Origin of the sequence: Fluviicola sp. (genome assembly GCF_030151805.1) — a bacterium.
GTDB lineage: Bacteria > Bacteroidota > Bacteroidia > Flavobacteriales_D > Crocinitomicaceae > Fluviicola.
Genome location: NZ_JASLCN010000464.1, coordinates 1 through 13,573, shown reverse-complemented (window position 1 = coordinate 13,573; position 13,573 = coordinate 1). Strand labels below are relative to the sequence as shown.

The window sequence follows — 13,573 nt, the reverse complement described above, 5'->3', positions numbered from 1 at the left end:
AAGAGCAGATTATTATGTGGTAGCAGCCAAATTGCAACAGGAAATGATTGCTTTCGGAAAAGAATTGTCCGAAGAAAAGTGGCTTCAGATGCAAATTAAATTCCTGGGTGAAACACATCAGTTCTACACAATCACGGCGCTAAATATCCGTCAAAAAGGAAAAACAAACCGTTTGGCAGAACTAACAACAGCCTTATTGGAACTGCAAAATCAACAAGTTTAATGGAGCATTTTTAAAATGGAAAAGCAGGGAATTCACTTTTCCATTTTCACTCTTCAATGCTTAAAAACTAGGTTCAATTAAACTCAACAAATCATTGGTTGAAATTTCACCGCTTTCCGCACTTTTTTTCATGTTACTCCAAGGATTTAAATCCGCATCCATGCCTGCCTTAGCAAAGGAATCGGTAGTTATTTCTTCCTTCATTTGGTCTGCTTTTGGCGGATTGGAAAAGGAGACAACAGAATTACTTGCTCTTAATTCATAATCTAAACTGGTTGTCTCACGATCGCTCCGGGTTTCATCTTCATTTGCAGGAGATTTGAAATTCTGATTTTCCGGAGAAACAATGGTAGACGAAGCAGTATATTTTCTGGAATCACTTTCTTCGATGGGGAATTTTTTCTTTGTTTCCACTTTAGCAGTACTTTCTTCTTTGGCAGGAGCTGCTGTTTGAGCCATTTGCGTACTTCCGATAGAATCTTTTTCCATCAGTTGCTTGCTTTCAGGAGCAGAAATCCAAATGGTTGCGACACCTGCTGAAACAACCAGTAACGCAGCCACGCGGAACCAATTCCGGTTGTAAAGCGGAATGACTTTCACTTCCTGCGGCTCACTTACGGGGGCGCTCCAATTCTGATGAATCCCGGGGTGTTTGGACTGAAAAACAGCATTCAAACTGGATTTTACGGCAGGTGAAACTTCCTCGCGGCTGGAAACCGAAAGCTGATTGATTTCGGTATAAAATCCTTTCATTTCATTGTACTCCTGTTCAGAAGAAACAAGCTCCCGGATAACTTCCAGTTCTGCCGGAGTTAAATCGCTGTAAGCCTTTGTCTGTATAATTTCGTCGAACGTATTCATATCACTTTGTATGTTCCGGTTGGTATTCTTTTAATCCTTGTGCCAAGTACTTGGTCGCATAGAAAAGGCGGGATTTAATCGTTCCCTCGCTAATTTCCAATGCTTCTGCAATCTCTTTGATAGACAATCCGTCAAAATGACGCATTTCAAAAACTTCCCGGTGTTTGTCTTCCAATTGTGTCACCTGGTAATTGTAGGCGTCCTTAAACATGGTATGATGGACCTGATTTTCCGTATTCTTGCTCGTGTCGCTGATCGAATAGTTGTTATCAAGTCCGTTACTGGTATTTTTGCGTATTTCCTGCTTTTTATATTCGTTTTTGCACATGTTGTTGGCCACCGAATACATCCACGTTTTGAAAGAGCGGGTTGTATCAAACAATTCCGGGCGATGAATCAGTTTGGTAAAGAAATCATGGACGAAATCTTCTGATTTTTCACGGTCTCTCCAAAGCATGCGCGTAAAATATGAAAGCAGGGCAGAAGCATAGCGCCCGTAAAGCTTGTCGAAAGCCCTTTGGTCTCCTCCCGCCATAGCAATGACCAATTGTTCATCGGTCATCTGATCATATTCTTTCCTGATTACCCGCATCAACGATTAATTTTAGAAAGTTGCCCGGTTTTACGTGCTCTTGTTGCAACACTCATGATCAAAGCACTCATTTCTTTTGCTTCTTCACTTTTGTTGTATTCCTGGTACAATCTTTCAATACTGATCAAAGCCGGCAAATAGTTTGCCGAAAGTGCGTCGGATTGTGCGTCCTGTGAAATTCCAAGCTTGTTTTTCTGCCAAACGGATTCGATCAGGTTGGCATTCCAGGCGTTGTAATCAAACTGATTCAGTTTGTAACCGAAAGTCAACCCTACAGGATGCAATGACTTGCTGATTCCCTGGAAATATTCCTTCGGAAAAGACATCGACAGGTAAATGTTTTTAGACGCATTCAAAGAGCAGAATTCCTGAACGAAAGCCGTATCGATATAGGTCGAATTTGGCATCACAAATCCTTTTGAACTTAAATTTTGCTGGTAATCGGGACTTTGCATCAAATCAACGGAAATTAATTCAATGTCGGAACGATTCAAATTGTTTCTTTCGAAGTTCGCGGGAATCAATTCCGTATACCCGTGAAGCAAGAGCGTTCCGTTACTCGGAACAGAGTTAACCAAATCGCTTGCATAATTCAGAACGCCATTCGTAATTTTATTCTGACTGATCATTTGAAGTGTCACACTGTCCGCAAGCTGTTGATTATTTGTGGCAAAACCGTATACTGCCAATTCCTGCTGAACTTCCGTTTTGTTGGGATTTAATTGTGCAGCCTGTTTTAGCTCCGGAAATTGCTTCGGATTGTATTTACTTACCAGGTAAGTGTAAAAATGCTTTTCGAAACTTCCCGGAAGGATATCGGTATAAAGCTGTGCACTTTGTTTCATTTTGGAAATTTCCAGATCACTCGGACTTCGTCTGTAAAGCTGATGCCTGGAATTGGAATAATTTGTTTCGAACTGGTATTTGGCGCTTTGCAATTGCGAGCTGGAATTGGAATCTTTTAATCCTTCAACTTTTCCTTCTGAAGTGCTGATAAGACCTGGACTCAGAGATTTTTCCTTTTTATAGGTTCGTGTTTTTTTCTCCTCGGAAATCATGATCTCTTCCAGCTGAGGAGTAGCTTTGGTGGTATCTGCTTTCACAGTACCAGGCATTCCCGTGTTATTGGTATTGTTGTTCTTGTATGTATTCTCCTGCGACTGAGCTTTGCTAAACAAGGCACAGAAACAAAATGAAACAAGAAGTATGAAATAACGCATAAAGCAATTTTTATCTGTAGTACATTCAGATTAAAATTAGGTTCAAAAAACGAAAGAAAAAAATGATTTACGAATTAGAATCTGCCGCGAACAGGAATTTATTCGGCGATACTAAGTTTGTCTTTACAGCGTAAATAACAATTCCGGCAGTGTTTTTAACTCCTAGTTTTGCCATGATGTTTTTGCGGTGCGTGTTGATGGTGTGATTACTCAAACACAAAGCATCTGCAATCATCACATTGGTCAACCCTTCGGCAATCATGGTGATGATCTCCGTTTCACGCTCACTCAGCGTAATGGGTTCACAGCTGAACGAGTCGAAATCAATGTCGTTAACATCAATTGCAGCATCACGGATCGTTTCCAAGATCTGACCGCAAAAGAATTTATTTCCTCTCCAGGTTTCGCGGATCGAATCAATGATTTCCTGGCTGTCGCAATCTTTTTTGATATAGCTTTTCACGCCTGAACGCAAGGCATTGACCAGGGTTTGAGCAGATTGCTCCGGGGTAATTGCTACGACATTTAAATCGGGTTTCTTTTGAAGAATTTGAGGAATGACGTCAATCGAAAAACCTCTGGCGGTGTAATCGACTAAAATAATGTTTGCATCGAATGCTTTGTTGAGCGCGATAAGTTCTTCATTATTACGCGCTTCACCTACAATCTGGATGTTTCGCTCCGTAGACAACAGCGTACGCAAACCAATGCGTATAATTTCATTACTGTCGGCTAAAATGAGCTTCATTATTTAGATTAATTTTAAACAAGACAAAAGTAAGTAAAAAATGAACTGCTTGTTTGTTTCATCTCATAAAACTTTCAGATGTGACAGAATCAATGAAATTCGTCTGAAAATGTGTGAAAACTTTCCTGTAGAAGCGGAAGTTCCCGATAGGGAATTCTCCGGATAGGGAAAGTGTCGGATTGAATGATTAATTCGTTTCTTGCGTCGTTCCAGATACAGGTAAGTGGGAATTCCGGTGTAACGTAACGATCCGGATTACGAATGTCCAGATTGAAATCGCGCAATTCATCTTTCCAATTTTGAAGAATCACATATCCGTCCCGGTGAATAAAAACGCGTTTGATTTCAGGTGAATGAATTACTTCATAAGCCCCGTGGTGCTCCGGACGCGGAAATTGATCGTCATTAAAATTTCCGAGTCTGAAGCTGGGCAATGTGCATTCAAGAATGACAAGTAAAACAAAGATCCCTTTGATGATTTGGTGGTTTCGGGAGTTTTTAGTGAATGAAAGATTGTTTTTGAATCCAAAGATTCCTTTCCAGTTTTCAGGGAAACAGGCGGTGTAAATCAGGCTGAACAACAAGAGGGAACAGGAAAGAACCTTGACTGAAATATCGAAAGAGAAATTAATCAAAACAACTTGTGCAAAAACGACTGCGGAAAGCAATGAAGCCAGAAATTGAGTTCGTTTGAAAAGGAGTAAAAGAGCTGTCAATACTTCGATACAGCCTAAAGTAACCGTATAAGCATACGAACTTCCGGTTAAAGACCAGTAAGCAATATCCTTTGAAAGTTTTCCGAACGGTGTATAAAGCGTATTGGGTTCTGGCAAATAGAATTGCGTTTTGACGATTTTATCCCAACCATATTTGAACAGGAAAAGAAACAGAATAGCAGCAAGAACGGTTTTGAGCAGGGAAGTTGGATGGAGTTTTGTTTTGGAGCAAATCCATCGGATTGCAAATCCGGAGAGTAAGCCCAAAATAAGACTTAAGCTGACCAAAAGATAAGTTCCATAGGTGTCCGTCTCAAATAGAAGCGTATCGTCCGCTGATTTTAGGATAGCAAACACGGGTTGTTGAAAGGAATGGAAAAACCAATTGAATAAATTGTAGTCGAACGGAAGCAAAAGCATCCACCAAAGAGCAATTCCTATGAAACTTATTTTCAGTCGTTCGTTCATCAAACAGTCTGAGGGGTGAATAACCTGTTTAAACCCCAGAAAAGCAACATGCCACCGCCCGTGATCCCGAATAGGAAAAGCAAGTATGATTTTTTCTTTTTCTTCGGAGGATTTTCCTTGACCGGCTCAATCTGGATGTTTTGAGGTGAGGACTCCTGGTTTTCGATTGATTGAAGTGCTCGTCCGGGAAGATTTTGTTTGATTGAATCAGGAGAGTTTTTAAAGTTGATATAGTCTACTTTAAAATACCTTGTTTGTCTGTTTATTGAATCAAGGTTCAGATTGTAATTGGAATATTGTGGATTCCGATAAACAGTATCGTAATAATAATAGCCGAAATCATCGTAAATTTCAATACTAACGGTATCGTTGAGCCGTACTACTTGTTTCAACCTCGGAGGAGGGTTACCGAAATTCCCGGAAGGATCAATTACGAAAGTTGAAGCGATTCCTGAATGACTTTTATGAGCAATAATTGCTGTCTGAGCCTGTAAAAATGAACTCAGAGTCAGTATCAAAAATAGAAGTGAGTTTTTCATATTACGCAATGGATTGATTGATATTTTGAGATCTTCCGAACAGTTTCATCAGCAACATTCCGCCGCCGGTGATTCCGAATAGAAATAACAAATAGGATTTCTTTTTCTTTTTTACGGGAGTTTGATTCAATTCGGTTTGTACCGGCTGAATAGGTGTTTCTTGTTGTTCAGGCTGAATTGTTTCTTGCTGAATCGTTGTTTTTTGGATTGAATCCTGATACTTCATTTGAAAAATCATAGTCGAATAGCGGTTCTTGTTGGGCAAGGTATCCACCTGGATGACGTTTTGATTCAAATCGCTGATTTCATGAAGCATGATGGTATCATTCAGTGGTATGAAATTTTGCTGAGTGACCGGATTCTGAGTTAATTTCTGTTCCAGATCAATATTTATCCGCCCAAAATTGCTGTTTGCCGCGATTAGGAAGGAAGCAGCATTTCCGGAATGGCTTTTGTGTGAAATCAAAGGTGTTTGAGCAATGGATGCAAAACCTGAAAGGGCGCATACGAGCGTAAAAAAGTGTTTCATTATTGGTTGTTTTGAAAGAGAATACACCTTCGTCCCGAATTGGTTCAAAAAAAAGTAGACAGAGGGTAATTAAATTTTCCATTCATCCGGGAGAAACAAAAATCAGGAAGCTTCGGCTTTTTTTAGTTGTAAAAAATACGCATAGACATGTATCTATTAGCCCAGTCACAGTAAGGGATTGGTGCGTTTTTTTGTTTTAAAGAAATCCATCTCGCTGCACTCTTTGCTTCCTGGCGTTTGCTAATCAATAGTATTGCTAAAACGCAAAGTGCGCAAAGCTTTTGAAGATACGCACTTTATACTGATTTATTCCCGGTAAATGACCACCAGAATTCCCGTACAGGATTGAAACAAAAAAACTCCCGGTTGCCGCCGGGAGCCAGTTGTATTCCTACAACATTGTTTTGTGTATATTTTCCCTTTACACAACCAGAAAATGCCGCTTGGTAAAAAAGTAACAGGGAATAGTTGGATTATTTTTTAATCTTCGATCGGAATCTCGCGGATCATCAGTTTGTCAATCCGTGCACCGTCCATATCAACCACTTCGATCTCAAAATTCAACCAGTGAATTTTTTGCCCGGTGATCGGAACACTTCTGGATTCATTCAAAACCAAACCGCCGATAGTGGTGAAATTCAGTTCAGATGAATTGTCTTCCAAACCGAATTGACGGAAGAATTCTGCAATCGGGTATTGCCCGTCGATTAACCACGATCCGTCTTCGCGCTGAATGAATTCAAATTCTTCTGCGTAGAAATCGTTGAAATCGCCTACAAGTGCCTGAAGTAAGTCATTCAGGGTCACAATTCCCTGTACCTGGCCGAATTCATCGGTAATGATTCCGTAGTGCGTTCTGCTTTCCTTGAAATGAACCAAAGCTTCGTAAGCAGAGATATTTTCCATCAAAAACTGAGGCTTCAGCATCAGGTCTTTTAAATTGAAATCCTTGTTGTTGATCGTGCGGAACAAATCTTTCAAAAGTACCACTCCCAAGACGTGTTCACGTTCTTCGTCAAAAATCGGGTACACAGAGTGCATTTCTTTTTCAACTTGTTCGCGGACTTCATCTTTTGAATCGGTGATGTCGATGAAGATCACATCATTCCGGTGTGTCATCAAGGAACTGATATTCCGGTCTCCCAAATGAAAGACACGTTCCACGATGTCCTGCTCGATTTCCTGAACTTCACCGCCTTCCGTACCTTCCTGGATAATGGCTTTAATTTCTTCTTCCGTTACTTTTCCTTCGGATGATTGTTTGATGCGCAGGATTTTTAGAAGTATATCCGAAGTAACGGTCAATAACCAAACGAACGGAGCAGTGATTTTCGAAATAATCAGCATCGGCCGTGCCATAGTTTTGGCAATTCCTTCCGGGTTTGTCAAACCGATTCGTTTCGGAACCAATTCTCCTAAAACCAAAGAAAAAAAAGTGATGATTACAACGACGGTAGTTACTGCAAGAAAATGCGCGTAAGGCTTCAATGATGTAAAACCATGATAAAATCCTTTGATGTCTTCGGTCATTTTTTCTCCTGAAAAAATACCCGTCAGGATTCCGATTAAGGTAATCCCGATCTGAACCGTTGAAAGGAATTTATTGGGTGAATTGAGTGTCTCAATCACCAACTTCGCGCTTTTGTCACCTCTTTTCGCGGCTAAGTCCAGTTTGGATTTTCGGGCAGAAACCGTAGCGATTTCAGCCATGGAGAAAACTCCATTCAGGATTATTAAAAAGAGGATTATGAGTAGTTCCATTTATCTGATTGTTCCGGGATAAATTTCCAACGCTTTTTCCAAACAAACAACTGCTTTTTTCAAAGAATCCTGATTTAACACATAAGCGATACGCGCTTCCTGCATTCCTGCGCCCGGTGTAGAGTAAAAACCGTTTGCCGGTGCCATCATCACGGTTTGACCTTCGTATTCGAATTCTTCCAAAAGCCATTGACAGAATTTTTCAGCATTGTCTACAGGGAATTTAGCCACACAGTAGAACGCACCACTTGGTTTCGGGCAAAAAACACCCGGAATGCTGTTCAACCCGTCGACCATAATATTTCTGCGCTCAACATATTCGGAGACTACGTTGTCGAAATAAGATTGCGGAGTATTCAATGCTGCTTCTGAAGCAACCTGATCAACTGTCGGAGGAGAAAGTCGTGCCTGACCGAATTTTAATGCAGCAGCCATCACTTCCTGGTTTTTGGAAACCAGGGCTCCGATACGCGCTCCGCACATGGAATAACGCTTCGAAACAGAATCAATCATGATTACGTTGTTTTCGATTCCTTCCAGGTTCAATACTGAAAACGGTTGAGCTCCGTCGTAGCAGAACTCGCGGTAAACTTCATCTGCAAATAAGAACAGGTCGTGCTTCTTAACGATGTCGCGCAATTGCTCCAATTCTTCTTTGCTGTATAAATATCCGGTTGGATTTCCCGGGTTACAAATAACGATTGCTTTTGTTTTAGCAGTGATTTTCGCTTCGATTTCAGAAACAGGAGGCAAAGCAAATCCTGTTTCGATGCTTGCAGTTACCGGCACAACCGTTAAACCTGCAGTTACGGCAAACCCGTTGTAGTTTGCGTAAAATGGCTCAGGAATAATCACTTCATCACCCGGATTACAAGTGGTCATGAAACCAAAAATCAATGCTTCGGAACCTCCGGTTGTGATGATAATATCTTCTGTATTTACAGGAAGCCCGCCTTTGCGGTATGTTTCAGCCAGTTTTGTTCTGTAAGATTCAAAACCTGCAGAATGGCTGTATTCAATTACTTTGTGATCAAAATTTCGGATTGCATCTAATGCAACTTGAGGTGTTTCAATGTCTGGTTGACCGATGTTTAAGTGATAAACTGTTTTTCCGGCTTTCTTAGCTTTTTCGGCATAAGGGACCAATTTACGGATTGGCGAGGCCGGCATATCAATGGCTTTTTGAGCAATTTTTGGCATTTCTTTTATTTAATTTGGGGATAACAAAAGTACAGGAAATGTTGAGATATGCGTAAAATTGACAATTTTTACAAGATGAAGTATTTGTTAAGTCTCTTATTAGCCGCGTTTTTATTGAATTCCTGCCAGGAAAACACATCTGCTGAAGAAAAAGTTCCATTGGTCGGAGAGTTGGAGGTGAAAACGGTTGTTGAGAAGGAGGAGAAGGCCAGGCCTGAAAAAATGGATTGGGTTATTCATGGAAAAGACACACTGGTTTCGGTGGATGCGTTCAATAAAAATATCTGGTGGGAATTGAAATATGCGACCAAAGATAATTTCATGCACCGCGTGCTGTACCATACAACAAAGAAAGTGTACGTACAGATTGATGTGGCACGCAGACTCGCAAAATCTCAGGAATACCTCACCGGAAGAAACAAAGACCTGCATTTATTGGTTTATGATGGATTAAGGCCTTTAAGTGTTCAATGGGAAATGTGGAATGCCTTGGATTCGATTCCTGTATTGGAACGCGGAAAATTTGTCAGTAATCCGCGAAACGGAAGTGTTCACAATTACGGAGCGGCTGTAGACTTAACGATTTGTGATGCGAAACGGAAACCTTTGGATATGGGAGCAGGATATGACGACATCCGGAAAATTGCTTATCCGTCGTTGGAATCGGAGTTTTTGGCAACGGGAGAAATTACACAACAACAAATTGACAACCGGAAAATGCTGAGAAGAACCTTGAAAAGTCAGGGGTTTTCGAATATTCCGACAGAGTGGTGGCATTTCAATGCTTATCCGCGCCCGATTGCTAAATCGAAATACGAGGTGGTACAAAACGAAATTGAATGAAGATAAGATCTGATCTAATCGCTTGAATTGGTACACGGTTATTGATGTTGACAGGCAATGAATTCATTTTTTTTACTCCTGAATTTTATTTAATGTATTGATTTTTAGTGTTTTAAATGGTTATATTCTATTTGTTCGATAGAATATATAGAAAATAATTCTCTTTTTCCTTGTTGCTCCCAAAAAGACTCATTTAATTTGCCCCTTCAAACAAATAAATGAAAACAACAATACTCTTTTTCCTGCTGGGAATCAGCATACAAATTCAGGCACAAACAACGATTCGCGGAAGTATTTCCGATGAAAGCGGGCAGGTCGTTTACAATGCACGGGTTACGTTTCTAAACTCCGGAAAAACTTATCCGGTCGATTCGCTTGGTGGCTTTTCGATTGAAACTTCCGAAAAATTACCTGTCAGATTGAAGTTCCACGCAGTCGGATTTCAAGCTTCGGAAGAAGAGTTAAGCGCTTATCCGCAAACACCTTTGAAAATCACATTGAAAGATGAATCCTTGTCAGAAGTAGTGGTTTCTGCCCGGCGAAGAAATGAAATTGCCCAGGATTTACCCATTCCGATTGCGGTTGTATCCGGAGCAGCAATTGCCGAATCGGGATCGTTTAATGTAAACCGGGTGAAGGAATTGGTTCCTTCCGTCCAGTTGTATTCATCCAATCCAAGAAATACAACGCTGAACATTCGCGGCTTGGGTTCCACTTTCGGATTGACAAATGATGGAATTGATCCCGGAGTCGGGTTTTATGTCGACGGAGTCTATTATGCCCGTCCGGCGGCCACAACACTCGATTTTATTGATGTCGATCAGATTGAAGTGCTCAGAGGTCCGCAGGGAACATTATTCGGGAAAAACACCACGGCCGGTTCGTTTAATGTGACAACCAAAAAGCCGGAATTCACACGCGGGGCGAACTTCGAACTCAGTTACGGAAATTACGGTTACATCCAGGCAAAAGCATCCGTTACCGGGCCATTGACTAAAAAGCTGGCTGCCCGGGTTTCTTTTTCCGGGACTCAGCGGGACGGAACGATCTACAATGTTTCTACCGGAAAATACACGAACGACCTGAATAACATTGGAACACGGGTTCAGTTATTGTATAAGCCGACCAGCAAGATCGATGTCACATTGGCGGGAGATTTTACCCGACAAAGACCGGATGGCTATGCGCAGATAGTAGCCGGAGTTGTAAAAACCAAACGGGCGAATTACAGGCAATTCGATCAGATTATTGCGGATTTGAACTATTCGCTTCCGAGTGAAAATGCCTTCGACCGCAAGATTGACCACAATACGAGTTGGAAATCGGACCAGGATCTCGGAGGAGTTTCATTGAATGTTGATTTTCGGCTAGGGAAGGGAAAACTGACTTCGACAACTGCCTGGAGATTCTGGAATTGGAACCCTTCCAACGACAGGGATTTTACCGGACTTCCCGTTCTGACTTTATCGCAGGCTCCTTCCAAACACCAGCAATGGTCGCAGGAAATACGGTATGCCGGAAATATCGGAAAAAAACTATCCGGCGTGATCGGCGTTTTTGCCATCGGACAAGCATTGAAAACCTGGCCGTACCATACCGAAGAATCAGGAGCGGCGCAATGGCGATTTTCCCAAAGTTCTACCAGTTCTTTGTGGCAAACTCCTGGTTTGTTTGAAGGATATGGAATCCGGACAATTTCAGCATTGACCACTTTCAGCGGTGCAGTATTCGGACAGCTGGATTGGGAAATTCTTAAAAAACTGCACGTTTTGGGTGGTTTAAGAGTGAATTATGACGAAAAGAAGGTCGATTTCAGTAGAAAAACGTATGGTGGACTGGAAACCAGCGATCCGCAATTGATTGCCTTGAAGAAACTGGTTTACAGCGACCAGGAATTTTCATCCCGAACGGATAATTCCAATGTTTCCGGGCAGATTACTTTGTCTTATAAACCGCTTAAACAAATGAATGTGTATGCGACTTATTCTACGAATTACAAACCCGTTGGTTTGAACCTGGGCGGACTTCCGACGGAATCCGGGCGTGTAATGACCGAATTGGCGGTGATTCGTCCGGAACATGTGCAGCATTACGAACTTGGAATCAAAACGTCCTTCAAGCGCAATTTCATTTTCAATATCACGGCATTCAATACGGATATTAAAGATTACCAAACGCAGGTTCAAACGGCAGAAGTAGGAGTAAACCGCGGTTATTTAGCGAATGCAGAACGGGTTCAGGTTTTCGGAGTCGAAATAGATGCAAGTTTGAGAATCAATCGGTATGTATCGGTTTACGCGAACGGAGCTTACACGGAAGGAAAATACGTGAAATTCACCAATGCACCCGTTCCTTTGGAAGAAACAGGAGGTCCGTCGGCTTATAAAGATGTTTCCGGATCCAGATTACCGGGAATTTCCAAATGGACTTTATCAGCCGGGGCAGAAGTGGGACTTAACGGAAAATTGGTGGGCTGGTCGGGACGATTCTTCCTGGCTTTGGAGACTTATGCACGCTCTTCGTTTTCATCCAGTGCTTCCGAATCGGCTTACCTGAATATTTCAGGTTATTCCTTACTGAATGGCCGCATTGGTTTCAGAGCAGCTGACGGCGTTTCGGTTTATTTCTGGGGAAGAAATATCCTGAATAAGAATTATTACGAGCAATTATTGGTTGCTGCCGGAAATGCCGGTCAGTTTGCCGCTGTGTTGGGTGATCCGATGACTTTTGGTGTAACCTTAAAGTATTCATTTTAAGAATCAACCGGTTGGATAATTTAATTCCTATTAAATTAGTAGTATATTTATGACATGATTCCAAAAAGATCGAAATATGCTATTCAGGCTTTGAAATGCCTGGCGAAGGTTTACCGCGAAAAGAAGCATCTGTCCATTGCTGTAATCGCGGAACAGGAAAAAATTCCCCGGAAATTCCTGGAAGCAATTCTTTTGCAGTTGAGAAACGGTGGATTGGTTGGCAGTAAAATGGGAGCAAGCGGAGGTTATTTCCTGGTGAAACATCCGGATGAAATTGTATTGAGCACTATTATTCGTCTTACCGGAGGACCAATTGCCTTGCTGCCTTGTGTGAGCTTGAATTTCTACGAAGAATGCGTCGAATGCCCACACGAAGAGCTGTGTGCACTGCATGATGTGATGCTCGAAGTGCGTGAAGCAAGCATTCATATTTTATCTAAAACCAGCCTGGCAGATTTAATTTTAAGAGAAAAGAAATTGTTTCGAAAACATGAAAACAAGCGCAAATAGTGATTTTTTGATTTTTAATTCCTACTTATTCGATAGGATAAATGGAAAATAATTCGATATTTCCTTGCTCCTTTTGAGAAGAGGACTTTACTTTGCAACACCAAATGAAAATGAGAATGATTCAGAGAAACTTCATGCACAACATGCAGATATGCTGTATGTCTGTCAAGCGACGGACGGCGGAGGTATAATTATATAAGTTAACAACGAGTTATAACCCTTCTCCGCTTTTTGGTAGAGAAGGGTTTTTTATTGGCATTAAAAAAAGAACGAATGAAAAAAGTATATATCAACGAATACGGTCCGAGGGTTTCAGCAGCAGTTTACGGATTCTGGCGCTGGACAGAAGAAGATCTGAATGACACCAAAAAACTGGAGGAGGTTGTTTTGTTTACACGCGAATTGGGAATCGATACCTATGATCTGAGTTCAGGTGTAGGAGGAAACGAACTGGAGCATCAATTCGGAAAGTTGATCGAATCCGGAGTCATCAATCAATCAGAGTTGATTTTATCAACGAAGGTTGGAATCCGGGAATATTCAGGAGCTTACGGAAGTGGTCTTTACCATGATTTGAGTCCGCAAAACATTACCAAAAGTGTGGAAC

12 protein-coding genes and 2 pseudogenes are annotated in these 13,573 nt (G+C 41.4%); 5 read left to right on the top strand and 9 right to left on the bottom strand.

All coding sequences use genetic code 11. From position 1 onward, the window contains the following. Positions 1–223: pseudogene (locus Q1V93_RS17635) on the top strand (hypothetical protein); the annotation flags it as partial. Positions 224–283: 60 nt separating this feature from the next. Here Q1V93_RS17635 and Q1V93_RS17630 read toward each other — a convergent pair. The 9 genes from Q1V93_RS17630 to Q1V93_RS17590 form a co-directional block, all read right to left on the bottom strand. Next, positions 284–1,084, bottom strand: a complete 801-nt coding sequence (locus Q1V93_RS17630) for a hypothetical protein (RefSeq protein WP_300666482.1) — start codon at positions 1,082–1,084, stop codon at positions 284–286. 1 nt (position 1,085) lies between these two features. Further along, on the bottom strand, positions 1,086–1,676 hold the full coding sequence (locus Q1V93_RS17625; protein WP_300666480.1) for an RNA polymerase sigma factor: 591 nt from the start codon (positions 1,674–1,676) through the stop codon (positions 1,086–1,088). Then, a complete protein-coding gene (locus Q1V93_RS17620; RefSeq protein WP_300666479.1) occupies positions 1,676–2,896 on the bottom strand; it encodes a hypothetical protein in 1,221 nt (406 codons plus the stop codon). Before Q1V93_RS17620 ends, Q1V93_RS17625 begins: the two co-directional genes overlap by 1 nt. Before the next feature lie 67 nt (positions 2,897–2,963). Beyond that, complete coding sequence (locus Q1V93_RS17615; RefSeq protein ID WP_300666478.1) at positions 2,964–3,644, bottom strand: response regulator transcription factor; 681 nt, start codon at positions 3,642–3,644, stop codon at positions 2,964–2,966. Positions 3,645–3,733: 89 nt separating this feature from the next. Further along, entirely contained in the window at positions 3,734–4,717 is a 984-nt protein-coding gene (locus Q1V93_RS17610; RefSeq protein WP_300666477.1) for a hypothetical protein, read from the bottom strand. Between the two features lie 110 nt (positions 4,718–4,827). Next, the gene (locus tag Q1V93_RS17605; protein WP_300666476.1) at positions 4,828–5,367 is read right to left on the bottom strand and encodes a hypothetical protein; all 540 of its coding nucleotides are present in this window, start codon (positions 5,365–5,367) and stop codon (positions 4,828–4,830) included. Position 5,368: 1 nt separating this feature from the next. Further along, on the bottom strand, positions 5,369–5,896 hold the full coding sequence (locus Q1V93_RS17600) for a hypothetical protein (RefSeq protein WP_300666475.1): 528 nt from the start codon (positions 5,894–5,896) through the stop codon (positions 5,369–5,371). A gap of 480 nt (positions 5,897–6,376) precedes the next feature. Beyond that, positions 6,377–7,657, bottom strand: a complete 1,281-nt coding sequence (locus Q1V93_RS17595; RefSeq protein ID WP_300666473.1) for a hemolysin family protein — start codon at positions 7,655–7,657, stop codon at positions 6,377–6,379. Continuing rightward, positions 7,658–8,857 carry a pyridoxal phosphate-dependent aminotransferase gene (locus Q1V93_RS17590; RefSeq protein WP_300666472.1) on the bottom strand — a complete coding sequence of 400 codons (1,200 nt, stop codon included), beginning with the start codon at positions 8,855–8,857 and terminating at the stop codon, positions 7,658–7,660. 75 nt (positions 8,858–8,932) lie between these two features. Between Q1V93_RS17590 and Q1V93_RS17585 the strand changes: the two genes are divergently transcribed. The 4 genes and pseudogenes from Q1V93_RS17585 to Q1V93_RS17570 form a co-directional block, all read left to right on the top strand. Continuing rightward, positions 8,933–9,700 (top strand): M15 family metallopeptidase, encoded by a 768-nt coding sequence (locus Q1V93_RS17585; protein WP_300666471.1) that lies wholly within the window; start codon positions 8,933–8,935, stop codon positions 9,698–9,700. Positions 9,701–9,918: 218 nt separating this feature from the next. Then, positions 9,919–12,456, top strand: coding sequence for a TonB-dependent receptor (locus Q1V93_RS17580; RefSeq protein ID WP_300666470.1), 2,538 nt, complete (start codon positions 9,919–9,921; stop codon positions 12,454–12,456). A 54-nt stretch (positions 12,457–12,510) separates the two neighbouring features. After that, a complete protein-coding gene (locus Q1V93_RS17575; RefSeq protein WP_300666468.1) occupies positions 12,511–12,966 on the top strand; it encodes an Rrf2 family transcriptional regulator in 456 nt (151 codons plus the stop codon). Positions 12,967–13,239: 273 nt separating this feature from the next. After that, a pseudogene (locus Q1V93_RS17570) lies at positions 13,240–13,573 on the top strand (hypothetical protein); the annotation flags it as partial.